Source organism: Stenotrophomonas maltophilia group sp. Smal17 (assembly GCF_030237045.1).
Lineage (GTDB): Bacteria > Pseudomonadota > Gammaproteobacteria > Xanthomonadales > Xanthomonadaceae > Stenotrophomonas > Stenotrophomonas forensis.
On sequence record NZ_JASJSU010000023.1, the window covers coordinates 1 to 26465 of the forward strand.

General features: G+C 66.4%; 20 protein-coding genes. 10 read left to right on the forward strand and 10 right to left on the reverse strand.

Annotation, left to right across the window (positions count from 1 at the left end; translation table 11 throughout):
- Nucleotides 1-9: 9 nt before the first annotated feature.
- The 5 genes from QRO93_RS08655 to QRO93_RS08675 all read left to right on the forward strand — a co-directional run bounded on the left by QRO93_RS08655 (nt 10) and on the right by QRO93_RS08675 (nt 8133).
- Nucleotides 10-2370, forward strand: a complete 2361-nt coding sequence (locus QRO93_RS08655; RefSeq protein WP_285304101.1) for a TonB-dependent receptor — start codon at nt 10-12, stop codon at nt 2368-2370.
- 166 nt (nt 2371-2536) lie between these two features.
- Nucleotides 2537-3295: a trehalose-phosphatase gene (gene otsB, locus QRO93_RS08660; protein WP_053450603.1), complete on the forward strand. Its 759-nt coding sequence runs from the start codon at nt 2537-2539 to the stop codon at nt 3293-3295.
- Nucleotides 3296-3339: 44 nt separating this feature from the next.
- A complete protein-coding gene (locus tag QRO93_RS08665; protein ID WP_180879193.1) occupies nt 3340-5121 on the forward strand; it encodes a glycoside hydrolase family 15 protein in 1782 nt (593 codons plus the stop codon).
- A complete protein-coding gene (gene otsA, locus QRO93_RS08670) occupies nt 5118-6482 on the forward strand; it encodes an alpha,alpha-trehalose-phosphate synthase (UDP-forming) (protein ID WP_004154451.1) in 1365 nt (454 codons plus the stop codon). Before QRO93_RS08665 ends, otsA begins: the two co-directional genes overlap by 4 nt.
- A gap of 352 nt (nt 6483-6834) precedes the next feature.
- On the forward strand, nt 6835-8133 hold the full coding sequence (locus QRO93_RS08675) for an OmpA family protein (RefSeq protein WP_180879195.1): 1299 nt from the start codon (nt 6835-6837) through the stop codon (nt 8131-8133).
- A 68-nt stretch (nt 8134-8201) separates the two neighbouring features.
- On the opposite strand, the gene QRO93_RS08680 is transcribed toward QRO93_RS08675, so the two are convergent.
- The 4 genes from QRO93_RS08680 to rluD are packed head-to-tail and all read right to left on the reverse strand — an operon-like array spanning nt 8202 to nt 10900.
- Entirely contained in the window at nt 8202-8639 is a 438-nt protein-coding gene (locus QRO93_RS08680; protein WP_180879197.1) for a thiol-disulfide oxidoreductase DCC family protein, read from the reverse strand.
- Nucleotides 8614-9120, reverse strand: coding sequence for a DUF4166 domain-containing protein (locus QRO93_RS08685; protein ID WP_180879198.1), 507 nt, complete (start codon nt 9118-9120; stop codon nt 8614-8616). The genes QRO93_RS08680 and QRO93_RS08685 overlap by 26 nt, the downstream gene beginning before the upstream one ends.
- 20 nt (nt 9121-9140) lie before the next feature.
- Complete coding sequence (gene pgeF / locus QRO93_RS08690) at nt 9141-9911, reverse strand: peptidoglycan editing factor PgeF (RefSeq protein ID WP_164086938.1); 771 nt, start codon at nt 9909-9911, stop codon at nt 9141-9143.
- A complete protein-coding gene (gene rluD / locus QRO93_RS08695; protein WP_080357259.1) occupies nt 9911-10900 on the reverse strand; it encodes a 23S rRNA pseudouridine(1911/1915/1917) synthase RluD in 990 nt (329 codons plus the stop codon). The genes pgeF and rluD overlap by 1 nt, the downstream gene beginning before the upstream one ends.
- Nucleotides 10901-11013: 113 nt before the next feature.
- Between rluD and QRO93_RS08700 the strand changes: the two genes are divergently transcribed.
- Nucleotides 11014-11901 carry an outer membrane protein assembly factor BamD gene (locus QRO93_RS08700; protein ID WP_004154436.1) on the forward strand — a complete coding sequence of 296 codons (888 nt, stop codon included), beginning with the start codon at nt 11014-11016 and terminating at the stop codon, nt 11899-11901.
- A 146-nt stretch (nt 11902-12047) separates the two neighbouring features.
- Here the strand turns inward: QRO93_RS08700 and QRO93_RS08705 are convergent, their stop codons facing one another.
- From QRO93_RS08705 to sucC, 3 genes are all read right to left on the reverse strand, one after another.
- Entirely contained in the window at nt 12048-13682 is a 1635-nt protein-coding gene (locus QRO93_RS08705; RefSeq protein ID WP_180879200.1) for an NAD+ synthase, read from the reverse strand.
- 234 nt (nt 13683-13916) lie between these two features.
- Nucleotides 13917-14792 (reverse strand): succinate--CoA ligase subunit alpha, encoded by an 876-nt coding sequence (sucD, locus tag QRO93_RS08710; protein WP_005410793.1) that lies wholly within the window; start codon nt 14790-14792, stop codon nt 13917-13919.
- A 21-nt stretch (nt 14793-14813) separates the two neighbouring features.
- Nucleotides 14814-15983, reverse strand: coding sequence for an ADP-forming succinate--CoA ligase subunit beta (gene sucC, locus QRO93_RS08715; RefSeq protein ID WP_004154430.1), 1170 nt, complete (start codon nt 15981-15983; stop codon nt 14814-14816).
- A gap of 405 nt (nt 15984-16388) precedes the next feature.
- Between sucC and QRO93_RS08720 the strand changes: the two genes are divergently transcribed.
- The gene (locus QRO93_RS08720; RefSeq protein WP_180879202.1) at nt 16389-18002 is read left to right on the forward strand and encodes a PAS domain-containing sensor histidine kinase; all 1614 of its coding nucleotides are present in this window, start codon (nt 16389-16391) and stop codon (nt 18000-18002) included.
- A gap of 60 nt (nt 18003-18062) precedes the next feature.
- Nucleotides 18063-19436: a sigma-54 dependent transcriptional regulator gene (locus QRO93_RS08725; RefSeq protein WP_008265059.1), complete on the forward strand. Its 1374-nt coding sequence runs from the start codon at nt 18063-18065 to the stop codon at nt 19434-19436.
- Nucleotides 19437-19543: 107 nt separating this feature from the next.
- Here QRO93_RS08725 and pilB read toward each other — a convergent pair whose 3' ends face one another.
- From pilB to QRO93_RS08740, 3 genes are all read right to left on the reverse strand, one after another.
- Complete coding sequence (pilB, locus tag QRO93_RS08730; protein WP_180879204.1) at nt 19544-21274, reverse strand: type IV-A pilus assembly ATPase PilB; 1731 nt, start codon at nt 21272-21274, stop codon at nt 19544-19546.
- A 64-nt stretch (nt 21275-21338) separates the two neighbouring features.
- On the reverse strand, nt 21339-23453 hold the full coding sequence (locus tag QRO93_RS08735) for a sulfatase-like hydrolase/transferase (protein ID WP_180879205.1): 2115 nt from the start codon (nt 23451-23453) through the stop codon (nt 21339-21341).
- A gap of 101 nt (nt 23454-23554) precedes the next feature.
- Complete coding sequence (locus QRO93_RS08740) at nt 23555-23971, reverse strand: pilin (RefSeq protein WP_053450612.1); 417 nt, start codon at nt 23969-23971, stop codon at nt 23555-23557.
- Nucleotides 23972-24326: 355 nt separating this feature from the next.
- Between QRO93_RS08740 and QRO93_RS08745 the strand changes: the two genes are divergently transcribed.
- Both QRO93_RS08745 and QRO93_RS08750 read left to right on the forward strand, forming a co-directional pair.
- Nucleotides 24327-25586 (forward strand): type II secretion system F family protein, encoded by a 1260-nt coding sequence (locus tag QRO93_RS08745; protein WP_053450613.1) that lies wholly within the window; start codon nt 24327-24329, stop codon nt 25584-25586.
- Between the two features lie 7 nt (nt 25587-25593).
- Nucleotides 25594-26457, forward strand: a complete 864-nt coding sequence (locus QRO93_RS08750) for an A24 family peptidase (RefSeq protein ID WP_008268831.1) — start codon at nt 25594-25596, stop codon at nt 26455-26457.
- Nucleotides 26458-26465 lie beyond the last annotated feature (8 nt).

Sequence of the window (26465 nt, forward strand, 5' to 3'; positions counted from 1 at the left end):
GTCCCCGCCCTGGCCCAGGACGCGACCAACCTCGATACGGTGATCGTCACCGGCACCCGTGCCGCCGACCGCACCGTGCTCGAATCCACCTCGCCGGTGGATGTGCTCACCGCCGAGGACATCCGCAAGGCCGGCGTGGTCAACGGTGAACTGGGCAGCGCGCTGCAGGCGCTGCTGCCGTCGTTCAACTTCCCGCGCCAGTCCAACTCCGGCGGCGCCGATCACGTGCGCGCCGCGCAGCTGCGCGGCCTGTCGCCGGACCAGGTGCTGGTACTGGTCAACGGCAAGCGCCGCCACCACACCGCGCTGGTCAACACCGACAGCAAGATCGGCAAAGGCACCACCCCGGTCGACTTCAACTCGATTCCGGTCAGCGCGATCAAGCGCATCGAAGTGCTGCGCGATGGTGCCGGTGCGCTGTACGGCTCGGATGCCGTGGCCGGCGTGATCAACGTGATCCTCGACAACGGTGGAGACGGTGGCGAGATCGAAGCCAGTTACGGCGCCAACCACACCGACCTCAAGCCGATCGGACGCACCCTCACCGATGGCCAGACCGGCAACATCAGTGCCAAGGTCGGCACCGCGCTGGGCGAGGACGGTGGCTTCCTGCGCGTCGGCCTGGAGTACAAGCACCGCAACGGCACCAACCGCGCCGGCTTCGACCAGATTCCGCCGTGGGACCAGACCCCGGACAACCTGGCGTTGCAGGGCAAGCGCAACTACGTGCTGGGCGATGGCAAGAGCAAGGACATCAACCTGTGGCTGAACACCGAGATCCCGGTGGGCCAGACCTCGACCTTCTACGCGTTCGGCACCTTCAACCAGCGCGATACCGAAGGCGCGAACTACTTCCGCTACCCCGATGGCGATGCCAACTGGAAGCAGGTCTATCCGAACGGCTACCGGCCGATCTCCGAGGGCGAGAACCGCGACGTGCAGGCCGTGGCCGGCGTGCGCGGCCAATGGGGCGAGTGGAGCTATGACGGCAGCCTGGATTACGGCCAGAACGACTTCACTTACCGCCTGCGTGATTCGCTCAACGCCTCGCTGGGCCCGACCAGCCCGACCCGCTTCAAGACCGCCGATTACGAGTATGCGCAGACCGTGGGCAACCTCGACCTGAGCCGTGTTTTCACCCAGAGCGACAGCATCAGCCACACGCTGGGCCTGGGCGTGGAAGCACGCCACGAGCGCTACCAGACCCGCCCCGGCGACCCGGCCAGCTACGCCGCCGGCCCGTACACCGACCGCCCGACCGGTTCGCAGGCCGGTGGCGGTCTGACCCCGCGGGACGCGGCTACCCTGTCGCGCGATGTCGCCAGCGCCTATGCCAGCCTGTCCAGCCAGTTCGGCGAGAAGTTCTCCACCGACCTGGCAGCGCGCTACGAGCACAACGATGACTTCGGTGGCGAACTGACCGGCAAGCTCGGCCTGCGCTACGAATTCACCCCGGCCTTCGCGCTGCGCGGCGCGATCTCCAACAACTTCCGTGCACCGTCGCTGGCGCAGATCGGCTACGAATCCACCTCCACCGGCTACAACGCCGGCGGCCAGCTGGTGCAGGGCCGCCTGCTGTCGGTCAACAATCCGATCGCGCGCGGCCTGGGTGCGCAGAACCTGAAGCCGGAAAAGTCGCTCAACACCTCGCTGGGCTTCACCAGCCGCATCGGCGAGCACTTCGACCTGTCGCTGGACTTCTTCCAGATCGACATCGATGACCGCATCGCACTGTCGGAGAGCATCACCGGCGATGCGCTGACCGACTACGTGGCGGTCAACTACGGCGTCAGCGGTCTGCAGAGCGCCAGCTTCTTCGTCAACGCCGCCGACACCCGCACCCGCGGCGCCGAACTGGTGAGCAACTGGCGCCAATCGCTGGGCAACGGCCAGCTGCTGTTGACCGGCACCTATGCGTACACCAAGACCACGCTGAGGAACGTGCTGGCCACGCCGGCACAGCTGCGCGCACTGAACCCGGACTACGTGCTGTTCGGCATTGAAGAGACCAACACCCTCACCGACGCCACCCCGCGTACGCGCGGCAGTTTCTCGGCCGCATGGAGCAATGATCACTGGTCGCTGAGCACCCGCGTGAACCGCTATGGCAGCGCCACCCGCGTGTTCAACTTCGGTGATGGCTACATCCCGCGCCAGACCTACCAGGCCGAATGGCAGCTGGATGCGGAAGTCGAGTACCGCATCACCCCGCGCTGGAGCGTGGCCATCGGCGGCCAGAACCTGACCGACAACTACCCGGATCGATCCAACAGCGATATCCACTACTTCGGCAACCTGCCGTATGACGTGCTGTCGCCGATCGGCAGCAACGGCGCGTACTACTACGGTCGGGTCCGCTATACGTTCTGACTGCCCTGGGTGTCATTGCCTTGGGTGGGTGCGGACCGTTGGTCCGCACTGCCTGGGTTCCATGCAGGCCGACCTGCAGTGCCGACCAACGGTCGGCACCCACCGAAGCAAGGCCGTAGCCTGACCTCGACCCCGCGTACACGCCCACGCTGGCAAGCTGGGCGTCATGGCTGAACCGCTCCCCCTGCGTCCGCCACCGCCATTGCTGGACGACGCCTGCGCGTTGTTCCTCGATGTCGACGGCACCCTGATCGAATTCGCTGCACGCCCGGATGCCGTGCAGTTGCTGCCGGATGTGCGTGAAGCCATCGGCCGCATCAGCGACCGCCTGGAAGGTGCCGTGGCACTGGTCAGTGGTCGCCCGCTCGAACAGCTGGACCAGCTGTTTGCACCGCTGCAACTGCCTGCCGCCGGCCTGCACGGCCACGAACTGCGCGCCCAGGACGGCCGCGTGCTGCGCGACGCGCATGACGACGATACCGCCGAGTGGCTGCACGCCCTGCACCAGCAGGCGATGCGTTTCGCCCATGGCCATCCCGGCGTACTGGTGGAAGACAAGGGCGTCGGCCTGGCGCTGCATTGGCGCGGCGCTCCGCACGCGGCCAGCGAGGTGCGTGCCTTCGCCGACCGCCACGTGCGCGGCCGTACCAGCTATCGCCTGCAACCGGGCGACCATGTGGTCGAGTTCGTCCCGGTGGGTACCGACAAGGGCCGCGCAGTGCGCCGCATGATGCAGTACCTGCCCTTCCGCGGTCGCCTGCCCGTGTTTCTCGGCGATGACCTCACCGACGAATTCGGCTTCGACGCTGCCAACGGCCAGCATGGCTGGAGCGTGCTGGTGGGTGAACGTGAACCCAGCGCGGCGGTGTTCGCGCTGCCCGACATACGCAGCGTGCACGCCTGGCTGCGTGAGAATGCCTATTGACCCGGCCATCCCCCACGGCCGCAACCGACGAGATGTACCGCGTGATGACCCAACCCGATCTTGATCTGGGCGTGGTCGGCAACGGCAGCTTCGGCGCCCTGGTCGACAAACATGCCCGCGTTGTCTGGAGCTGCCTGCCCACCTTCGACGGCGATCCCACCTTCTGCGCCCTGCTCGGCCCCAATCAGCAGACCGGTGGCGACTTCGCCATCGAGCTGGAAGACTTCGCCGACAGTGAACAGGAATACCTCACCAACACCGCAATCCTGCGCACCGTGCTGCGCGACGCGCACGGCGGTGCGCTGGAAATCCTCGATTTCGCCCCGCGCTGGCGCCAGAACGACCGCTTCTACCGCCCGGTCAGCCTGATCCGGCAGGTGCGCCCCCTGGCCGGCAGCCCACGCATCACGGTGCGTGCGCGGCCCCTGGCGGACTGGGGCGCGCGCGTGCCCGAGTCCACCTGGGGCAGCAACCACGTGCGCTGGATCCTGCCCGAGCACGTGCTGCGGCTGACCACCGATGTGCCGGTGCGCTTCGTGCGCGAGGGCCTGCCGTTCGTGCTCAACCATCCCATCCACCTGATCCTGGGTGTCGATGAATCACTCAACCGCTCGATCAGCGGCTATGTGCAGGAAGCCTTCCAGCGCACCCGCGATTACTGGCGCGAGTGGGTGCGCTACCTGTCCATTCCGCTGGAATGGCAGGACGCGGTGATCCGCAGCGCGATCACCCTGAAGCTCTGCCAGTACGAGGACAGCGGCGCGATCATCGCGGCGATGACCACCTCCATTCCGGAGGCACCCGGCAGCGTGCGCAACTGGGACTACCGCTACTGCTGGCTGCGCGATGCCGCGTTCGTGGTGCGTGCGCTGAACCGCCTGGGCGCGACGCGCACGATGGAGCAGTTCCTCGGCTATATCTTCAACCTGGCCACCACCGACGGCACGCTGCAGCCGCTGTACGGCATCGGATTCGAGGCCAAACTTGATGAGGACGAAGTGCCCAGCCTGTCCGGCTATCGCGGTATGGGCCCGGTGCGCCGTGGCAACCTGGCCTGGGTGCAGCGCCAGCACGATGTCTACGGCAGCGTGGTGCTGGCCTCCACGCAGCTGTTCTTCGACCGCCGCCTGCAGGACCCGGGCGACGCGCACACCTTCGCCCGACTGGAACCGCTGGGCGAACAGGCCTTTGCCCTGCATGACGTACCCGATGCCGGCCTGTGGGAATTCCGCGGCCGCACCGAGGTACACACCTACACCAGCGCGATGTGCTGGGCCGCCTGCGACCGCCTGTGCAAGATCGCCGTGCGCCTGAAGCGCGACGACCGCGCACGCTACTGGCGCGAACGTGCCGACACCATCCACGCGCGCATCATGGCCGAATCCTGGAGCGAGGAGCTGGGCCACTTCACCGATACCTTCGGTGGCCATCGCCTGGATGCCTCGCTGCTGCTGCTGGCCGACATCGGTTTCATCGATGCGCTGGACGCCCGCTTCATCGCTACCGTCGACGCCATCGGCCGCGACCTCAAGCATGGCAATTCGCTGTACCGCTACGTCGCCCCGGATGACTTCGGCGAGCCGGAAACCAGCTTCACCATCTGCACGTTCTGGTACATCGATGCGCTGGCCGCGATCGGGCGCCTGGACGAGGCGCGCGCGATGTTCGAAACGTTGCTGCAGCAGCGCAACCACCTGGGCCTGCTGTCGGAGGACCTGGCCTTCGACAGTGGCGAGGCGTGGGGCAATTTCCCGCAGACCTATTCGCACGTCGGCCTGATCACGGCCGCGATGCGCCTGTCGCGGTCCTGGCAGGAGGCATCGTGAGTCGTCTTGTAGTGGTTTCAAACCGCGTGGCAGTGCCCGGCGAGAACCGCGCCGGCGGCCTGGCGGTCGGCCTGCTGGCCGCGTTGAAGGAACGCGGCGGCATGTGGTTCGGGTGGAGCGGCAAGAGCGTGCGCGAGGGCAGTGGCACGCTGCACACGCAGAAGGACGGCGACATCGAGTTCGTCACCCTGGACCTGAGCAAGCGCGAAGTCGACGGTTACTACAACGGCTTCGCCAACCGCACGTTGTGGCCGCTGCTGCACTTCCGCCTGGACCTGGTCGACTACGACCGTGGCACCCGCGAGACCTACCACAAGGTCAACGCGCTGTTCGCCGACAAGCTCGCCCCGCTGCTGCGCGAGGACGACATCGTCTGGATCCACGACTACCACCTGATTCCACTCGGTGCGTTGCTGCGCGAACGCGGCATCGGCTGCCGCATCGGATTCTTCCTGCACATCCCGATGCCCTCGGCCGACCTGCTGCAGGCCATGCCCGATCACCTGCGGCTGTTCTCCGCGCTGTATGCCTACGACCTGGTCGGCTTCCAGACCCAGCGCGACGCCGATCGCTTCCAGACCTACCTGCGCCTGTTCGGCGGCGGCCGCGTGCTCGACAACGGCGAACTGGAAGCTCCCGGCGGGCGCCGTTTCCGCGCAGCCGCCTTCCCGATCGGCATCGACACCGACCTGATCGCGCGCCAGGCCGGCACCGCCGCCACCAAGGCCGCGGTGAAGAATCTGCGCAACAGCCTGCGTGACCGCCAGCTGGCGATCGGTGTCGACCGCCTGGACTACTCCAAGGGCCTGCCCGAGCGCTTCCTCGGCTTCGAGCGCTACCTGCAGCGTCATCCCGACCAGCGCGGCTCGCTGACCTACCTGCAGATCGCCCCGGTCTCGCGTGGCGACGTGACCGAGTATCGGCAACTGCGCAGCCAGCTGGAACAGATCGCCGGCCACATCAACGGCGGTCACGCCGAGCCGGACTGGACACCCCTGCGCTACGTCAACCAGAACTTCACCCATGCCACCCTCACCGGCTTCTACCGGGCGGCGGCGGTGGGCCTGGTGACACCGCTGCGCGACGGCATGAACCTGGTGGCCAAGGAGTACGTGGCCTCACAGGACCCGGAAGATCCCGGGGTGCTGGTGCTGTCGCTGCTGGCCGGTGCCGCCGATGAACTGAAGCAGGCGCTGCTGGTGAATCCACACGACCTGGACGGCGTGGCCGATGCGATCGCCACCGCCGCGACGATGTCGCTGCGCAGGCGCAAGGAACGTTGGCACGCGATGATGGACCACCTGCGCACCTACGACATCAACCACTGGCGGCGCAGCTACCTGGACGCGCTGGAGAACTGAGGGATCGCGCAACCAGCCCAGCATGAAGCGACAGAAGGGCGCCAAGAGCGCTCGCAGATTGTCGTTTTAAGCCCGAAAGTAGGTGCACCTGAAACCATTCCGGCGACCAGGAGAAGGGCGTCCCACGGCGCGCCAGCGGTCCGGGGCCACCGTGCAGATCCCGCTGTGCACTAGGCCTCGCCGCATCCAGCGGCGGGCCCTGCCGCAGGGCCCGCCGAAACGAAAGAGGCATCACCCCCAGCATTTCACCATGCATTGACGCGCGCTCCCCAGAGTGGCGCCCCCGGAGCCATCGCAATCCGTCGCGCCTGCTGCGCGGCGCGACGCACATCACATTCCAGGGAGTCACTGCATGTCTGCGTACGACCGTTTCATCGAAGATGCCGCAACACGCCTCGAGCTGGGCCATCGCGCCCGCTGGGTGGTGGAGGTCATCAGCGTCTGGATAACCTCCCATCACCGGGGCCTGGACGGTCTGCAGCAGCGGTTTGAACAGGCAGGTCTGGCCTCCCGTTTTCATTCCTGGCGGCAACCGGCAGCGTTGCGGCTGCCCATCGTCGCCAGTGAGCTCGAACGCGCGCTGGGCGCACACACGCTGGCCATGATCGCGCACCGCTGTGGCATGTCACCCGGTGCTTTCAGGGTGGTCGCCTGCCATCTTCTGCCCGGGGTGGTCACGCTGATGGATGCGCCGGGCGGCCTGGTGCCCTCTCCGCATGTCCATCGCAGCATCGCGGGCCCATCGCCCCGGCGCATGACCGGCACGGTGCCAACGCGCGCGATGTATGGGAGGGCCGTGCGCAGCCTGTTGTGGCTGCTGGCCATTGTCGTTGTCCTCGGCCTCACCACCTGGTTGCAGCTGAAGGCCCGCACGCCCCTGTGGACGGTGCCGGACATTCCACTCGAACACGACGCCTACCTGTCCCTGCAGCAACATGGCACACAGATGCAGGTGCACGGCAGCCTGCCCACCGAGGGGGATCGTCGCCGTATCTGGAGCACGCTGCTGGCGGTACACGGCCGGCAGAACGTGCAGGGCGGGATAACGCTGGACCCACGCGCACGCGCGCCGCGCTGGCTGGATCGCCTGATTGCCGATCTTCCGCAGCTGCAGGGCGATGGGCTGCGGCTGGAATTCGCCGGATCGCAGCTGCGCATCGACACCTCGCTGATGGAGGACGCGCAGCGGCTGGCCATCTCGCACAGGTTGCGCCAGGACTTCCCGGCACTGGACATGAGCGGCCTGTGGGGCCCGGGACTAGCGGCGCTGTCGCAGCTGCCGACGCACGCCGATGCCGCGCAGCGGATTGAAGCGCTGAACCAGACCACGCTGAAGTTCCACGCCGGTTCGTCCGAGTTGACCGGCGACTCGCGGCAGACCCTGGAGGCCGTCGCGGATGCGCTGCGCAGAGCGCCCGACGGCAAGCGTGTTGAGATCGGCGCGCACACCGATGGTCGCGGCCACGCCCAAGCCAACCTGCAGCTCAGCCAGCAGCGCGCCGAGGCGGTATCACACGCGCTGCAGGCGCTGGGCGTCCCCGCCACCTCGCTGGTCGCGGTGGGCTACGGCCAGGACTGGCCGGTCGCCGACAATCGCAGCGACATCGGACGCGCGCAGAACCGTCGCATCGCCTATCAGCTGCTCGACTGAAAAAAGGGGACGGAGGGAATCAAGTCGTTTATGCATAAACGACTTGATTCCCTCCGTCCCCTTTTTGTTCAATCCAGGAAGCGCGCGGCCTGTTCTGGCGGCGGCAAAAGGCAGGCGTCATGCCGCCCGAACCAGCGGTAACGATTGCGCGCCAGCACCCCATACGCCGCATCACGCAAGCTTCGCGGTAGCGCACGCAGCACACCGCTCAGGCGCCAGGCGCCGCCCAACCCGGCCAGCACGCGCAGGATCGCATCGGTGTCTGTCCATGCGCCCTGCGCATCCAGCAGCAGGAATGACCGTGGGTCCTGCGGATCCAGTCCATACGCGCGCAGCAGCGCACTGCCCCGGGTGCCCTGCATCGCCGCGAAGCGATAGCGGCCCTTGCGGTCGAAACGCAGCAGGAAGCGCACCCACCGGTTGCACAGCGCGCAGACACCGTCGAACACGATCACCGCGCCGTCGGCGGCGGCGGCGGCTTCACTGCGGTTCGAGCCAGCCTTCATAGCGGATCAGGGCTCCTGCCCAGGGCAAGGTCACATCAACCCGGAAAGTGTAACGCTGCCCCTGCCCTGCTTCGCGGCAGCACACGCCGCCAAACCAGCGCGTGGGCAGCGGCAGCACCCCGAACGCCCACACCCGGCGCACCGACCAATCGATGCCGCCCTCGCGGGCCTGCAGGTCGAACTCGAAACGCACCGCGCCCAGCTGCTCACGCAGATGGCCCTCGTGCGCCCACAAGCGCGACACCATCGGCCAGCGGCCGAACCGGCGCGCCCAGCGTTCGCCCTGCCCGTGTGCGCTGAACGCCACTTCGGTCGGCAGCGCCTCGCCCTCCCTCGGCAACTGCGCCAGGGCGGCCAGCGGCGGCACCAGCCAGTGCCGTCCGCGCTCGATCCGCGACTGCCCCACGTAGCGGCAGGGCAGCGCAGCGGTATGCAGTGCCTGTACCGGCGCCGCCAGGGTGGCAAAGGCCGGCCCCAACACGCGCGCGAACAGCGGCGTGCTCAGCGCGCGATCCAGGCCAGCGTCGCCATGCGCCCGGTGCGACGGTCGCGCCGGTGCGAGTACAGGTCCGGGTCGGCCATGGTCGACACCGTGCCGCCATGCACCTGCGCCGGGTCCATGCCGGCGGCCTGCAGGCGCTGGCGGGCCAGGGCGAACAGGTCCACCTTCCAGTGCCCGGGCCGGGTCGCCACGAAAGCCGCCTCCGCAGCCGGGTCATGCCCGACAAAGGCGTGGAAGACCTCTTCGCCGATCTCGTAGTCTGCCGGCCCGGCGGCCGGGCCCAGCCAGGCCCGCAGCTGCGTCGGCGGGGTCCGCATGGCGGCCACGGTGGCCTCCAGCATGCCGTCGGCCAGGCCCCGCCAACCGGCATGGGCCGCGCCGATCTCGCTGCCGTCGGTGGCCGCGAAGACCACCGGCAGGCAGTCGGCGGTCAGGATCGCCAGCACCACGCCCGGCACCGAGGTCACCGCCGCGTCGGCCACCGGCTCGCTGGCACCCGGCACCGGCGGCGCATCGAAGCGCAGCACGGTACTGCTGTGCACCTGGCGCAGCCAATGCGGCGCGGACGGCAGCGCCAGCCCCTGCTGCAGCAGCTGCCGGTTGTGCTCGACATTGGCCGGGGTATCACCATCGGCCGCGTGCCGGTTGCCCAGGTTGAACTGCGCGAACGGCGCCGGCGAGATGCCCGCGCCATGCCGGCGCGTGGTCAGCGCATGGACGCCTGCTGGCGCTGGCCAGTCGGCCTGCAGCAACGGCAGCGCGGCCGCCATCACCAGCGGTCCCGCTCGCGTGCGGCGAAGGCTTCGCTGTCTTCGCGCAGCACCTTCATCAGGTGCAGCATGTCTTCCGGCACCGGCGCGGTGTTGCGCACCGGCTCGCCGGTGATCGGATGGGTGAACTCCAGGGTCTCGGCGTGCAGGGCCTGGCGCTTGAAGCCGCGCAGCGCGGCCACCAGCTCGTCGCTGGCACCCTTGGGCAGCTTCAGCGCGCCGCCGTACAGCGGATCGCCGATGATCGGGTGGCGCACGTGCGCCATGTGCACGCGGATCTGGTGGGTACGGCCGGTTTCCAGGCGGCACTCCAGCGCGGTGTGCGCACGGAAGCGCTCGCGCAGGCGGTAGTGGGTGATCGCTTCCTTGCCGTCCTCGCGCACGGCCATCTTCAGGCGGTCGCGCGGGTGGCGGTCGATCGGCGCATCGGCCGTGCCGCCGGCCACCAGTGCGCCCATCACGATCGCCAGGTACTGGCGGTGCACGTCGCGTGCGGCCAGCTGCTCGACCAGCGCGGTCTGCGCCTCCAGGGTCTTGGCCACCACCATCACGCCGCTGGTGTCCTTGTCCAGGCGGTGCACGATGCCGGCGCGCGGCAGCACCGCCACCGACGGGTCGCGGAACAGCAGGGCATTGACCAGGGTGCCGCTGTGGTTGCCCGCGCCGGGGTGGACCACCAGCCCGACCGGCTTGTTGATCACCAGCAGGTGCTCGTCCTCGAACAGCACGTCCAGCGGGATGTCCTCCGGCTGGGCGTCGGTCTGGGTCTCGAGCACCACCGTGAGGGTGACCACCTCGCCGCCGCGCAGCGGGTCGCGCGGGCGCACCTGGGCGCCATCCAGCAGGACGTCGCCCGCCTTGATCCACTCGGTCAGGCGCGAACGCGAGTATTCGGGGAACAGTTCGGCCACGACGGCGTCGAAACGACGGCCGGCCGCGGTGTCGGGGACGATGGCCTGGCGGGCCGATTCAGAGGGTTGTTCAGACATGGCAGGGGGCATTCTTTGAAATTTTGGGGTCCCGGCGGCCGGTTTCAGTCGCTGGACAGGACACTAGGCTATCATCGACCCTTCGTATTCCAGCCGCGTCCCGCCTCGACCCCATGATCCGACGCTCCGCCATGCTCTCTGCGCCCGTCCGCCTCACCGCCCTGCTGCTGGTGCTGGTCATCGCCGCCACCGGCTGCCACCGTGGCGCCAAGAAGGGCGATCGCCCCGATGAAGGGACGCCGGTCGAACAGTTGTACGAGAAGAGCCACAAGCTGATGCAGGGTGGCAACTGGAGCGGGGCTGAGACCAGCTTCCGCCGCCTGGTGGCCCAGTATCCGTACGGTCCCTATACCGAGCAGGCGATGATCGAAACCGCCTACGCCCAGTACAAGGCCGGCAAGCACGACGATGCGGTGTCCAGCATCGACCGCTTCATCCGTACCTACCCGACCCACCGCAACATCGCGTACCTGTACTACCTGCGCGGTCTTGCCAACTCCAACCGCAGTACGGTTTTCCTGCGCCGCGTATGGTCGCTGGACGCCAGCCGCCGCGACCTGTCCACGCCGCACCAGGCGTATTCGGACTTCAACATCGTGGTCGACCGCTACCCGAACAGCCGCTACGCCGCCGATGCGCGCAGCCGCATGCTGGAGCTGCGTGACGTGTTTGCCCAGCACGAGCTGGACAACGCCCTGTACTACATGCGCCGCGGCGCCTGGGTCTCGGCGGCCGGCCGCGCCAACTACCTGCTGGAAACCTACCCGCAGAGCGCGTTCCAGTACGATGCCGTCGCCGTCCTGGCTGATTCCTACACCCACCTGGGCAACAAGACCCTGGCCGACGACGCCCGCCGCGTCCTGCAGCTGAACCAGCCGGACCACCCGTGGCTGGAAGGCAAGTGGCCGAAGTACCCGTGGATGATCCGCAAGCTGAACCCGTTCGCCGGCGAGAAGTCCGCCAGCACCGGCCAGCGCAACGCGCGACTGGAAAAGAAATAAGAAAGGGCCCCGCAAGGGGCCCTCTTCTTTTTGTAGCGGTAGTGCCGGCCGGTGGCCGGCAACCCGATGGCCTGTCTGAGGGTCATGCAACAGCCGGCCAGCGGCCGGCTCCACCCATCGGCCGGGCCACGCCCGCCCCCCCTGCCTCAGCCCTTGTAGCCGTTGCTGATCGGGTAGCGACGCTCACGGCCGAAGGCGCGGCGCGAGACCTTCGGGCCCGGCGCGGCCTGGTGCCGCTTCCACTCGCTGATGCGCACCAGGCGCAGCACGCGGTCGACCACGGCCGCATCGTAGCCGGCGGCCACGATCTCCCCGCGCGACTGCTCCTGGTCGATGTAGCGGTAGAGGATGCCGTCCAGCACGTCGTAGGCCGGCAGCGAATCCTGGTCCAGCTGGTTCTCGCGCAGCTCGGCCGACGGCGGGCGGCTGATCACCGCCGGCGGGATCACCGGCGCGCCACCCACGGTATTGCGCCACTTGGACAGGCCGAACACTTCGGTCTTGTACAGGTCCTTCAGCGGTGCGTAGCCCCCGCACATGTCGCCGTAGATGGTGGCGTAGCCCACCGCGTACTCGCTCTTGTTGCCGGTGGTCAGCAGCAGGCCGCCGAACTTGTTGGCCAGCGCCATCAGGATCACGCCGCGGCTGCGCGACTGCAGGTTCTCTTCGGTCACGTCCGGCGTGGTGCCGTCGAACATCGGCGCCAGCGATTCCATCAGGCCCTTGAACGCCGGCTCGATCGACACCGCGTCCAGCTTCACCCCCAGCGCCTGGCACTGCTCGGCGGCCAGGTCGTTGGACAGGCCAGCGGTATAGCGCGACGGCAGGCGCACGGCGGTTACGTTCTCCGCGCCCATCGCGTCCACCGCCAGCGCCAGCACCAGGGCCGAGTCGATGCCGCCGGACAGGCCCAGCCACACCTTCTTGAAGCCGTTCTTGCGGCAGTAGTCCTGGATGCCGCGCGTCACCGCACGCCAGGCCAGCGCGTCCATGCTTTCGTCGCCGTCGTCCATCCATACGTGCGGCAGGAACCGGCGGCTCTGGCCATCGTAGTCCACCACCAGCCACTGGTCGACGAAGGCAGCGGCCGCCGGGTGCACGGTGCCGTCGCCATCGGCCACCACCGAGGCGCCATCGAACACCAGCGCATCCTGCCCCCCCACCACGTTGAGGTAGGCGATCGCCGCCCCGCTCTCGCGGGTACGTGCGGCCAGTACCGCGTCGCGCTGGGCGTGCTTGCCCCGCTCGTACGGCGACGCGTTGGGTACCACCACCAGCTGCGCACCGGCGCGCACGGTGTCGGCCAGCGGTTCGGCGAACCACAGGTCCTCACAGATCAGCAGTCCCACCGGAACGCCATTGACCTCGAACACGCAGCTGCCGCCGTCCGGGTCCACATCGAAGTAGCGACGCTCGTCGAATACCGCGTAGTTGGGCAGCTCGCGCTTGCGGTAGGTCTGCTCGACCAGGCCATCGCGCAGCACGCTGGCGGCGTTGTAGACCACCGCGCCGGCGGCCTGCGGCCAACCGACCACAGCGGTCACGCCACGGCAGGCGGCGGCAATGCGGCCCATTGCCTGCTCGCACTCGTACAGGAAGCCCGGGCGCAGCAGCAGGTCCTCCGGCGGGTAACCGCTCACGGCCAGCTCGGGGAACATCACCAGCTCGGCGCCGTACTCGTCGCGCGCCTGGCCGATCATCTCGATGATGCGCTCGGTATTGCCGGCGACATCGCCGACCGGGAAGTCGAACTGCGCCATCGCGATGCGGATCGAAGCCATGGGAATCCAGCCTGTGGTTGCAATGCGCCCATTGTAGCGCCGCACCATGCGCGCGCCGGGCGCGCTCACTGCGTGGACAGCCCCGGCTCAGTAGATCCACGCCATGCGTGGATGGGGTTGGCGGGATGGCCGGGGCCAGACGCAGAAAGGCCGCCCAGAGGCGGCCTTTCTGTTGGAGCAAGTCGAGCATGGCTCGACTCTACAAGAGCGTGCCGGCCGAGGCCGGCAACACTCTTATTTCACCAGCTTGGCGATGGCGGCACCCAGGTCGCCCGGCGAACGCACGGTGACGACGCCAGCGGCTTCCATGGCGGCGAACTTGCCTTCCGCCGTGCCCTTGCCACCCGAGGCGATCGCACCGGCGTGGCCCATGCGCTTGCCGGCCGGAGCCGACGCACCGGCGATGAAACCGACGACCGGCTTCTTCACGTGGTTCTTGATGTACTCGGCGCCGGCTTCTTCAGCGTCACCGCCGATTTCGCCAACCATGATGATGCCTTCGGTCTGCGGGTCTTCGTTGAACAGCTTCAGGCAGTCGACGAAGTTCAGGCCGTTGATCGGGTCACCGCCGATGCCGATGCAGGTGGACTGGCCCAGGCCGACTTCGGTGGTCTGCTTGACCGCTTCATAGGTCAGGGTGCCCGAACGCGACACGATGCCGATCTTGCCCGGCTGGTGGATGTGGCCCGGCATGATGCCGATCTTGCACTCACCCGGGGTGATGACGCCCGGGCAGTTCGGCCCGATCAGCACGGTGTCCGGATGCGAACGGGTCAGCACGTTCTTGACGCGCAGCATGTCCAGCACCGGGATGCCTTCGGTGATGCAGACGATGACCTTGATGCCGGCAGCAGCGGCTTCCAGGATCGCGTCAGCGGCGTACGGCGGCGGCACGTAGATGACCGATGCGTTGGCGCCGGTGCTCTGCACGGCGTCGGCAACGGTGTTGAAGACCGGCAGGTCGATATGGGTGGTGCCACCCTTGCCCGGGGTCACGCCGCCCACAACCTGGGTGCCGTACTCGATCATCTGAGTGGCGTGGAAGGTGCCCTGCTGGCCGGTGAAGCCCTGCACGATCACCTTGGTGTTCTTGTTGATCAAAACAGACATTGGAATTCCTTGGTGTCGGTATCAGGCGGCGTTCTTGACAGCTTCAACGATCTTCTTGGCGCCATCGTTGATGTTGTCAGCCGGGATGATGGCCATGCCGCTGTCGCGCAGCAGCTGCTTGCCTTCTTCCACGTTGGTGCCTTCCAGGCGCACCACGACCGGAACCTTGACGCCCACTTCCTTCACGGCGGCAATGATGCCTTCGGCAATCATGTCGCAGCGGACGATGCCGCCGAAGATGTTGACGAAGATGCCTTCGACCTTGTCCGAGGACAGGATCAGCTTGAAGGCTTCGATGACGCGCTGCTTGTTGGCACCGCCGCCCACGTCCAGGAAGTTCGCCGGCTCGCCGCCGTTGAGCTTGATGACGTCCATGGTGGCCATGGCCAGGCCGGCGCCGTTCACCATGCAGCCGATGTTGCCGTCCATGGTGACGTAGTTGATGTCCAGCTCCGAAGCGATCACTTCGGTCGGGTCTTCCTGGGTCTTGTCGCGCATGGCGACCAGCGCCTTCTGGCGGAACGCGGCGTTGTCGTCGCTGTCGAACTTGCCGTCCAGCGCGTACAGGTTGCCGTCGTCCAGGATGGCCAGCGGGTTGATTTCAACCAGGGCCAGGTCCTTTTCGTTGAACAGGCGGTACAGGTTCACCATGATGCTGGCGAACTGGCCGGCCTGCTTGGCGGTCAGGCCCAGCTTGAAGCCGAAATCACGGCCGTGGTAACCCTGCACGCCTTCGACGAAGTCGACGTTCAGCGAGTGGATCAGCTCCGGGGTTTCAGCCGCAACCTGCTCGATTTCCACGCCGCCTTCCGAAGAGGCGATGTAGGTGATGGTCTTGGTGCCACGGTCGACCAGCACCGACAGGTACAGTTCCTTGACGATCTCGCCGGCGGTGGTCACCAGCACCAGGTTGACCGGCAGTTCAACGCCTGCGGTCTGGTAGGTGGCCATCTTGGTGCCGAGCATCTTGGCCGCAGCGGCCTTCACGTCGTCGGTGGTCTTGCAGAACTTGACGCCGCCAGCCTTACCGCGGCCGCCAGCGTGGATCTGCGCCTTGACCATCCAGGGGCCCTGGCCCAGGGAGTTGGCAGCGGCAACCGCTTCGTCCGGGGTCGCAGCGACCTTGCCGGCCGGGACCGGGATGCCGTACTCGGCAAGCAGTTGTTTTGACTGGTATTCGTGGAAATTCATGCGTCACCGTGGGAATAGGAACGACCGCACGCAATTCCTCAGGGCCCCGGCGGGGCGCCGGCATGGACCGCGGCGGGCCCACTATTGTGGCCGAGCCAGCGCCGGGGCGCAAAGAAGTCTGTACAAAACGCCAGACCCGGCCAGATTTCCACCGTCATTCAGGCAGTTGCGCCCGGGCCCGTGCTGGCCACCGGTGTCCGCGGGAGGTCAAATGCGCGATCCGGGCCACTCCCACGGCACGCTTTGCGGGGGCCTATACTGGTCAGCCAGGGTGTGCAGCGTCGAGCCTGCTCGACCGCTTCCACCACGGGCCACATAGAAGCGACGCGCCGGCCCGGCTTCAGGGGACGCCGGACCGGTGCATCGCAGATTCCAGACCCAGGCAGCCAGAAGGGGAGTTCCGGCGTGTCACCCAGTGCTTCATTGATCGACCGCATCGAATCGATCCCGCGGCGTGAGCTGTATTTCTTCGCGCTGTACCGGGTGCTGATCGCAACCGTCATCGCCGCCCTGCTCTACAGCCCTCTGTCCGGCCTGGTCGGCGAGGCCCATCACCCGCGGCTGGCCGATGTGGTTGCGGTCATCTATCTGGCGTTGTCGCTGCTGGCCCTGGTGATCGGCCGCAACGAACGCTGGCTGCGGCCGATCGTGGTCAGCGGCGTGCTGGTGGACATCGTTGCCGCCACCCTGCTGTCGCATGCCCTGCCCGGTGCAAGCGCCGGCATCTCGATGTCGCTGCTGTTCAACATCGCCGCCGCCGCCACCCTGCTGCCACTCAGCCTCGGCCTGGGCCTGGCGCTGGCCGCCAGCCTGGCCACCGGCGTCGAATACACCTGGAAGCTGCTGGAAGGCGGCGACCCCACCCGCACCCTGGCCGAGCTGGCGATGTTCACCACCAGCTACCTGGCCCTGGCCTTCATCAGCTACCAGGTCGGCAACCGCGCCCGCCGCAACCAGCAGCTGGCCAACCAGCGCGGCGACGAAGTAGCCAACCTGTTCCAGATCAACGAACTGATCATCCGCCGCATGCGCACCGGCGTGCTGGTGGTGGACGCCGACAACCGCATCACCCTGGCCAACGAGGCCGCCTCGATGCTGCTGGGCGACAATGACGGCAACGGCGAGAGCGGGCGCCTGGACCTGGCCAGCGCCGCGCCGGAACTGACCCGCCGCCTGCAGCGCTGGCGCAATGGCTGGGCGCAGGACGAACTGCCGCTGCAGCTCAACCCCGACCAGCCGGAAGTGCAGCCGCGCTTCGCCCGCCTGCTGGCCGGCAGCGACCTGGCGCTCGTGTTCCTGGACGATTCCAGCGTGGTGTCCCGCCGTGCCGAATCGCTCACCCTGTCAGCGATGGGCCGCTTCTCGGCCAGCCTCGCCCATGAGATCCGCAACCCCCTGGCGGCCATCAACTATGCCGTGCAGCTGCTTGAGGAAGGCACCGGCTTCAACGAAAGCGAGCGCCGCCTGCTGCAGATCATCCGCCAGCAATGCCAGCGCACCAACGGCATCGTCGAAAGCGTGCTGGGGCTGGCCCGGCGCGAGCGCGCCACGCCCGAGAACGTGGACCTGGCCGCCTTCGTGCGCCGCTTCGTGCTGGAGTACAAGCAGGGGCAGACGCTGGAGACTGACAGCATCGAACCGATCATCAATGACAGCGCGGTGATGGCCCAGGTCGATACCCGCCACCTGTACCAGGTGCTGACCGTGCTGGTGCACAACGCGCTCAAGTACGGGCGCATCGGCCAGCAGCCGGCGCGGGTGCGCCTGCGCGTGGCCCAGCACGAGCGCAGCGCGGTGATCGACGTGATGGACCGCGGCCCGGGCATTCCCGAGAGCGTGGCCGCGCAGTTGTTCCGCCCGTTCTTCACCACGTCCGAGCACGGCACCGGCCTGGGCCTGTATATCGCCCGCGAGCTGTGCCGGGCCAACCAGGCGCGGCTCGACTACATCCCGGTGCCGGCCGGTGGCTCCTGCTTCCGCCTGGTGCTGCCCGGTCCGCACACGCTGTTGCCCACCTGATTCCGATTCCGTGCGTCAAACATTTGTCGCATCCAGCCCCCTCGTTTATCTTTCACGCCCATGAACGAAACCCGCAGCGCCCTCGTCGTCGACGACGAACGCGACATCCGCGAACTGCTGGTGCTGACCCTCGGCCGCATGGGGCTGCGCATCAGTACCGCCGCCAACCTGGCCGAAGCACGTGAACTGCTGGCCAGCAATCCGTATGACCTGTGCATCACCGACATGCGCTTGCCGGATGGCAACGGCATCGAACTGGTCAGCGAGATCGCCCAGCACTATCCGCGCACGCCGGTGGCGATGATCACCGCCTTCGGCAGCATGGATCTGGCGGTGGAAGCGCTGAAGGCCGGCGCCTTCGACTTCGTCAGCAAGCCGGTGGACATCTCGGTGCTGCGCGGCCTGGTCAAGCACGCACTGGAACTCAACAACACCGAACGCCCCGCGCCCGGCCCCAGTGCCGAACAGGGCGCGCGCCTGCTTGGCGATTCGCCGGCCATGGACGTGCTGCGCACCACCATCGGCAAGGTTGCGCGCAGCCAGGCGCCGGTCTACATCCTGGGCGAGTCTGGGGTGGGCAAGGAGCTGGTCGCGCGCACCATCCACGCCCAGGGTGCGCGTGCGGCCGGCCCGTTCGTGCCGGTCAACTGCGGCGCCATCCCCGGCGAGCTGATGGAGAGTGAATTCTTCGGCCATCGCAAGGGCAGCTTCAGCGGCGCACACGCCGACAAGCCGGGCCTGTTCCAGGCTGCCCATGGCGGCACCCTGTTCCTGGACGAAGTGGCCGAACTGCCGCTGCAGATGCAGGTGAAGCTGCTGCGCGCGATCCAGGAAAAATCGGTGCGCGCGGTCGGTGCGCCCAACGAGGAACCGGTGGACGTGCGGATTCTCTCGGCCACCCACCGCGACCTGGCGGAACTGGTCGAGGACGGGCGCTTCCGCCACGACCTGTACTACCGCATCAACGTGATCGAACTGAAGGTGCCGCCGCTGCGTGAGCGCCGCCAGGACCTGCCGGAACTGGCCGCGGCAGTGCTGGCGCGGCTGGCCCGCAGCCATGGCCGCGCCACCCCGCTGCTGGCGCCGTCGGCACTGGAGGCGCTGGCTCAGTATGCCTTCCCCGGCAATGTGCGCGAACTGGAGAACATCCTGGAACGTGCGCTGGCATTGGCCGAGGAAGACTGCATCGGTGCCGATGACCTGCGCCTGCCGCAGCACGCCCCGCGCGCCCCAGGCAGTGCCGCCCCCGCCGAAGCGGTGGCCGACCTGCAGCCGGGCAGCGCCGCCCTGCCCTCCTACATCGAGCAGCTCGAGCGCAGCGCCATCCAGCGCGCGCTGGAAGAGAACCGCTGGAACAAGACCCGCACCGCCGCGCAGCTGGGCATCACCTTCCGCGCGCTGCGCTACAAGCTGAAGAAGCTGGGAATGGAGTAGCGCCGGGACCACGCAATCCCGATCACGAACGCTGACCCAAGCGGTAGTGCCGGCCGCTGGCCGGCAACCTCATGCATCGCGCCATCCACGCATGGCGTGGATCTACCTCAATCCTTGGTGACGCGATTGATCTCGGCGAGGCTGGTGATGCCCGCAGCGGCCTTCTTCAATGCCGACTGCCGCAGATCATTCACGCCAATCTGCTGCGCCGCTTCGGCAATCTGCAGCGCGTTGCCACCGGCCAGCACGATCGTGGCGATCTCATCGGTCATCGGCATCACCTGGTAGATGCCGGTGCGGCCCTTGTAGCCCTCGGTGCACTCGTCGCAGCCGACCGCCTCGTACAACTGGATGCCTGCATCCAGCTGCGCCTGGGTGAAGCCTTCGGCCAGCAGCGCATGTTCGGGCAGCGTGGCCAGGCGCTTGCAGTTGCTACACAGGCGGCGCGCCAGGCGCTGGGCGATCACCAGCGTCACCGAGCTGGTGATGTTGTACGGCGCGATGCCCATGTTCATCAGGCGCGCGATGGTCTGCGGCGCATCGTTGGTATGCAGCGTGGACAGCACCATGTGGCCGGTCTGCGCCGCCTTGATCGCGATCTCCGCCGTTTCCAGGTCGCGGATTTCGCCGACCATGATGATGTCCGGGTCCTGGCGCAGGAACGAGCGCAGCGCCGCCGCGAAGGTCATGCCGCGCTTGTTGTTCTGCTGCACCTGGTTGACGCCGGGCAGGCGGATTTCCACCGGGTCTTCGGCGGTGGAGATGTTGCGCGTCTCGTCGTTGAGGATGCCCAGCGCCGTATACAGCGACACGGTCTTGCCCGAACCAGTCGGGCCGGTCACCAGCACCATGCCGTAGGGCTTGTGGATGGCATCCTGGAACAGCTTCTGCTGGTCCGGCTCGTAGCCCAGCTTGTCGATGCCCAGCTTGGCCGCACTGCCATCCAGGATACGCAGCACCACCTTCTCGCCGAACAGGGTCGGCAGTGTGCTCACGCGGAAGTCGATCTGCTTGGTCTTGGACAGGTTGAGCTTGATGCGGCCGTCCTGCGGCACGCGCTTCTCGGCGATGTCCAGCTGCGCCATCACCTTCAGGCGCGCGGCGATGCGCTGATTGAGCTTCACCGGCGCGCGCGCCACCATCTTCAGCAACCCGTCGATGCGCAGGCGCACCCGGTAGTCGTCTTCATAGGGCTCGAAGTGGATGTCCGAGGCGCCCTTGCGGATGGCATCGACCAGCACCTTGTTGACGAACTTCACCACCGGGGTGTCGTCGCCCTTGGCATCGATGCCGGAATCACCGCCGGTGCCCAGGTCCTCGTCACCGGCGGAGACCTCCAGGTTGCCCATGCCTTCGTCGTCACCACCCAGCGCGTCACCGAGCGTGTCGTGGCTGGCGTGCCACTGCTCCAGCGTACGGCGGATCTGGTCTTCATCCACCAGGATCGGTTCCACCACCAGATTGGTGTGGAACTTGATCTCATCCAGCGAGTGGGTCGGGTTGCTGGTACCGACGAACAGCTTGCCGCCGCGTTTGAACAGCGGCAGCACGTTGTGCTTGCGCAGCAGTTCCTCGCTGACCAGGCTCATCGCGTTCTGGTTGGCGTCGAAGGTGGAGACATCGAACAGCGGCATGCCGAACTCGACCGCATTGGCCGCGGCCAGCTGCGCGGCACCGACCACCCTGTTCTGGGCGAACCAGGTTGGCAGGGGCTGGCGTGCGGCGGCAGCCTTGGCCATCGCATCGCGTGCGCCCGCTTCATCCAGGGCGCCATCCTGGACCAGGCGGCGGGCCAGGCCGGTGATGCCGACGAGGTTGGCGGTGGTAGCGGTGTTCATAGTGCCCTCTTGATTCATTCAGCCCTTCCAGCGCTGCACATCAGCGCCTATGGCAAAGAGCCGGTTACATGTTACCGGTTTGTCGTTCCACGCTTGCTGACGGACCCGCAGGCCGGCGGCCATCTGCACGGGCCGCCGAGGCACACCAGGCCGCATGGAAGTCCCCGTCTTCACGATAGTATTCGCACACTTCACGCTGCAGATCGGCAATGGCAGGCTCAGGCGCGGGGTATGGCGTGCAGGCGATGGTTCGCCGCTCATAGTCCACCACCCGCCAGCAGTGCCGGGCCCCCGGAGCGTTGCCAGACGCCGGATCGGTCATCACGCCCCATCGCCCAAGAATCGCTCCGCGCTGCTTCTCGCGGAGCTTCTCCGGCAACAGGTCCGGGCGAACCTCGAAACGACCATCTTCCGTCAGGCGATACAGGTAGGACATTTCCTGTGCCACCTGGCCTTCATTGATGTGCGCTCGCTCAACGCCCGTGGAGCGCAGGCCGTTCTCCATGAAACGAACACGATTGCCTGGAAGATCCTCGTTCTGGCGTATCGCAGGCAACCACGAGAGCCCTTCGTAGCGGTCGCGCCTCAGGCCGACCAGTTCGGCGATCGTGGGCGCAACGTCGATCACTGAGCCAGGTCCCGCAACCCGCCGATGCGTCCAGACCGGTTGGCCATTGCGGAATTGCTGTATCGCCATCACCACATGGTTCTGCACGTCCGACAGCGCGAAGCTGCCATGGCCATATGCGCCCACGGCTTGGTTGGCGTCGTTGTCATTGAACTGGTCACGGCGCATTGCAAAGTCTTCGCCGTGGTCCGACATGACAACTAGGATCGCGTTGTCCAGACGCCGCAAGCGGCGCAGCTCATCGATGAGCGCCTCAAACTGACCATCAACTGCCCTGATCGCGTTCAGATACTGGGACTGTGAATCCTCATATCCCTTGACCTTGCCTACCCAGTCAAGAGACCTGTCCTCACGGATCCCGCCTGGCAGATAGGGCCAATGCGGCAGGCAGAGGTGGCTGACAAGAAACAGTGGCGCGTCAGCCGGCGCATCCCGCAATTCACCGATCAGGCGGGCGGGGTGGTCCGCGGTGCGATAGCTGCGGTAGGCAGCGCGATTGCCTTGGACCACGCTCAGCGGCTCTGAAGCGGGCAGCGCAGCCAGCAGGAGATTGGTTGCGAAGAAGTCAAAGCTGCCGCCAACGACGAAATCAAGCCCTCCCACCGTGGGGACGACGGTTCTATCGAAGCCAAAACTCTGGTCGAAATTGGCAAAGCGCGATTCATCCATGGCCAGCATGGTGAAGTAGCCGTGCCGCTTCAGATCCCAGGCAAGATTCTGGTCGCGCGAGAATTCCGAGCGAGGATAGAGATTGAAGCGCGCGCCGTGCTTGAGCGGATTCATTCCGGTCAAGGTACTGCTGTAGGAGACAAACGTCCGGGCCAGTGGCGTGCGTACATCATCCATGACGACCGAACCGGCCAGCGTCTGCTCGATGGCAGGAGCCAGTCCGCCGGGAAACTCACCGTAGGAAGCCAGATAGTCCGGACGAAGCGAGTCCACCCCCAGAATGATCACATCCGGCCTGTTCTCATCCATGCCCTCCCGAACGCCGCCATTCCAACCCCATGCCCCGAGGCAGACAGCCAGGGCAACCAGGGATCCGGCGGCGAACAGGTTGCGGCGGCTGCGCAACAGGGAATACAGCGCGGACAGTACAGCGATCGCCACCACGGCGATGCAGGCACCTACAAGCAATGGCGACAGCCACTGGATCATCAGCAACTCTGCATCCACGAAGGAAGCCGACTGTGGATACAGCCATCGATTGGCGAACATCGCCAGCAGAACGACCACGCTCACAAACAGCAGACTGCGCCAGAATGCGTCCCGCCGTTTGGGCAGGAGCTGGCTGCAGGCCCGACGATAGACCCACATACCGCCAACGGTCAGCAGAAGATGGCTGCCTATCGCGAAAAGCACGAACAAGGTGATTTTGGCAGCGAACCCGCGCTCCTCCAGCAATTCAGTCGCGAACTGCTGCATGAGATCGGTACGGGCGTGCAAGCCCTCGTTGCCGAAACGATCCGCGATCTGATGGACCTGCTGCCCCAGCAGGATCAACCCCATGAAAGCGGCCGCCACGTACTGGCGGACGGCGATCCCCTTCATCCCCCTACCTCATTCTCGAAAAAAAAAGGGCCCCGCATGCAGGGCCCTCTTCTACTGGCTCCTCAGGCACGGATGCCTGGGCAATCAGTCCAACAGGCCGATTACGGAGCAGCCTTGCGGCACTCGGCCGGCAGGTACTTGTTGTCAGCGGTCGAGGTGCAGGTCCAGGTGATGCCGGCGCTGGCCGACTTCGGCTCGAACTGCAGCGCGACATTCTTGGCGGCTGCGGTGCCGGTCACCGTGATGACGCCACTGGCACATTCCAGCTTCGCGGTGTTCTTGGTCGCGGTGGTGAAGGTGGCAACGCCATTGCAGGCGGTGTCATCGATCGTGCCGCCGGCGTTGGCGATGTTCTCACCGACGGTGGCCTTGGCACCCGAAGCCAGCACGGCACCTTCCGAGACGCGCGAACGGACGGTGTAGTCCTGGTAAGCCGGCAGAGCGATGGCGGCCAGGATGGCGATGATCGCGACGACGATCATCAGTTCGATAAGGGTGAAGCCCTTCTGGTTCTTCATTGTGGTACATCCCCAAGATAGTGGTGGTTGATTTCAGCGGACAGGTTCGGTCCGGCCAGCGGCCGGTTGAGCGGGTCCTGCCCCCTGCGGGTGGATCAACGCAGGTTGCGTGCCAACCCCGGCACGCCTCCCCCTGGATTTCCCCGCGCCCATGATGGCAGCAATTCTGCGGATGGGAACCCCCCAAATCCGAATCTGCGATGGACGCGGCAATGTGACGCAGTGCGTCACCTTTGGCCGGCCCCCGGCACGAAATCGCACGCTGGGCCGCCCGCCAACTGCCCAGATGGGCATGAACCCGCTACCATCAACGGCTAGATGCCCGCCTGGGGATGGCGGGTCTTGGGGAGCCAACATGTCTGTCAGTCGCAGTGCGATCAAGAATGAGCCCGTGGCGCGTAGCACCATGGAGCTGCAACCGTTTGTCTGGGAGGGGACCGACAAGCGGGGTGTAAAGATGAAGGGCGAGCAGTTGGCGAAGAACGCCAACCTGTTGCGCGCCGAGCTCAGGCGGCAGGGGATCAACCCCGGCCAGGTGAAGCCCAAGCCGAAACCTCTGTTCGGCGCGGCCGGCAAAGCGGTGAACGCCAAGGACATCGCCTTCTTCAGCCGCCAGATGGCGACCATGATGAAATCCGGCGTACCGATCGTCTCGGCACTGGACATCATCGCCAGCGGGCACAAGAACCCGCGCATGAAGAAGATGGTTGATGGCATCCGGACTGACATCGAAGGAGGCTCATCCCTGCATGAAGCCGTCAGCAAGTACCCGGTGCAGTTCGACGAGCTCTACCGCAATCTGGTCAAGGCGGGCGAAGGTGCAGGTGTCCTGGAAACGGTGCTGGACACGGTAGCAACCTACAAAGAGAACATCGAAGCCCTGAAGGGCAAGATCAAGAAGGCGCTCTTCTACCCGGTCATGGTGGTCGTCGTCGCCCTGCTGGTCAGCGCCATCATGCTGATCTTCGTGGTTCCCCAGTTCGAGGAAGTGTTCCACGGCTTCGGCGCGGAACTGCCCGCCTTCACGCAGATGATCGTCAATCTGTCCCGGTTCATGGTGTCGTGGTGGTGGCTCATTGCTGCGGTAGTGATCGGAGCAGTCGTTGCCCTCGTCATGAGCTACAAACGCTCGTTGAAGATGCAGCACACGATGGACCGGCTGATTCTGAAGGTTCCGGTCATCGGCGAAGTGATGAACAACAGCGCCATTGCCCGCTTCGCCCGTACCACGGCCGTCACCTTCAAGGCCGGCGTGCCGCTGGTGGAGGCCCTGGGTATCGTCGCGGGGGCCACAGGCAACAAGATCTACGAGGAGGCCGTCCTGCGCATGCGAGACGACGTCTCGGTGGGTTACCCGGTGAACATGGCGATGAAGCAGCTCAACCTGTTCCCGCACATGGTCATCCAGATGACCGGCATCGGCGAAGAGGCCGGCGCCCTGGATGCGATGCTGTTCAAGGTGGCCGAGTACTATGAGCAGGAGGTCAACAATGCCGTTGACGCCCTGAGCAGCCTGCTCGAACCAATGATCATGGTCTTCATCGGCGTGGTCGTTGGCGGTATGGTCATCGGCATGTACCTTCCCATCTTCAAACTCGGCGCCGTCGTCGGATAACACATACATGGCTTTTCTCGACCAGCATCCCGGCCTCGGCTACCCCGCCGCGGCCGCCCTGGGACTGCTGCTGGGCAGTTTCCTGAACGTCGTCATCCTGCGCCTGCCCAAGCGGCTGGAGTGGCAGTGGAAGCGCGATGCGCGCGAGGTCCTGGAGGAACCGGACTACTACGAACCACCCCCACCGGGCATCGTGGTCGAGCCTTCGCACTGCCCGCACTGCAAGCACAAGCTGAGCTGGTACGAGAACATCCCCCTGTTCAGCTGGATCATCCAGGGCGGCAAATGCCGCCACTGCAAGGCGCCGATCTCGCTGCAGTACCCGCTGGTGGAGGCCATGACCTCGCTGCTGGTGCTGGCCTGCGTCTGGCAGTTCGGCTTCGGCTGGCAGGGCTTCGGTGCCATCGTGCTGACCTGCTTCCTGATCGCCCTGTCCGGCATCGACCTGCGCACTCAGTTGTTGCCGGACCAGTTGACCTTGCCCCTGATGTGGCTGGGATTGATAGGCAGCATCGACAACCTGTACATGCCGGCCAAGCCCGCCCTGATCGGCGCAGCGCTGGGCTACCTGTCGCTTTGGGCAGTCTGGTGGCTGTTCAAGCAGCTGACCGGCAAGGAAGGCATGGGCCACGGCGATTTCAAGCTGCTGGCGGCCCTCGGTGCCTGGTGCGGGCTGAAGGGCATCCTCCCGATCATCCTGCTGTCCTCGGTGCTGGGCGCCATCATCGGCTCGATCTGGCTGTACAGCCGGGGCCGTGACCGCGCCACCCCCATCCCGTTCGGGCCCTACCTGGCCATCGCCGGCTGGCTGTACTTCATGTGGGGCGGGCCGTTGGTGGAGCAGTATCTGGTCCTGAGCGGCCTGCGCTGAGGGGATTC

Coding starts and splice junctions, on each gene's coding strand:
- QRO93_RS08675 (WP_180879195.1), top strand. CDS start 6,835: ATGTCTGCGTACGACCGTTTCATCGAAGATGCCGCAACACGCCTCGAG.
- QRO93_RS08680 (WP_180879197.1), bottom strand. CDS start 8,639: ATGAAGGCTGGCTCGAACCGCAGTGAAGCCGCCGCCGCCGCCGACGGC.
- QRO93_RS08700 (WP_004154436.1), top strand. CDS start 11,014: ATGATCCGACGCTCCGCCATGCTCTCTGCGCCCGTCCGCCTCACCGCC.
- QRO93_RS08740 (WP_053450612.1), bottom strand. CDS start 23,971: ATGAAGAACCAGAAGGGCTTCACCCTTATCGAACTGATGATCGTCGTC.
- QRO93_RS08705 (WP_180879200.1), bottom strand. CDS start 13,682: ATGGCTTCGATCCGCATCGCGATGGCGCAGTTCGACTTCCCGGTCGGC.
- QRO93_RS08735 (WP_180879205.1), bottom strand. CDS start 23,453: ATGAAGGGGATCGCCGTCCGCCAGTACGTGGCGGCCGCTTTCATGGGG.
- QRO93_RS08750 (WP_008268831.1), top strand. CDS start 25,594: ATGGCTTTTCTCGACCAGCATCCCGGCCTCGGCTACCCCGCCGCGGCC.
- QRO93_RS08665 (WP_180879193.1), top strand. CDS start 3,340: ATGACCCAACCCGATCTTGATCTGGGCGTGGTCGGCAACGGCAGCTTC.
- pgeF (WP_164086938.1), bottom strand. CDS start 9,911: ATGGCGGCCGCGCTGCCGTTGCTGCAGGCCGACTGGCCAGCGCCAGCA.
- sucC (WP_004154430.1), bottom strand. CDS start 15,983: ATGAATTTCCACGAATACCAGTCAAAACAACTGCTTGCCGAGTACGGC.
- otsB (WP_053450603.1), top strand. CDS start 2,537: ATGGCTGAACCGCTCCCCCTGCGTCCGCCACCGCCATTGCTGGACGAC.
- sucD (WP_005410793.1), bottom strand. CDS start 14,792: ATGTCTGTTTTGATCAACAAGAACACCAAGGTGATCGTGCAGGGCTTC.
- QRO93_RS08745 (WP_053450613.1), top strand. CDS start 24,327: ATGTCTGTCAGTCGCAGTGCGATCAAGAATGAGCCCGTGGCGCGTAGC.
- pilB (WP_180879204.1), bottom strand. CDS start 21,274: ATGAACACCGCTACCACCGCCAACCTCGTCGGCATCACCGGCCTGGCC.
- rluD (WP_080357259.1), bottom strand. CDS start 10,900: ATGTCTGAACAACCCTCTGAATCGGCCCGCCAGGCCATCGTCCCCGAC.
- QRO93_RS08725 (WP_008265059.1), top strand. CDS start 18,063: ATGAACGAAACCCGCAGCGCCCTCGTCGTCGACGACGAACGCGACATC.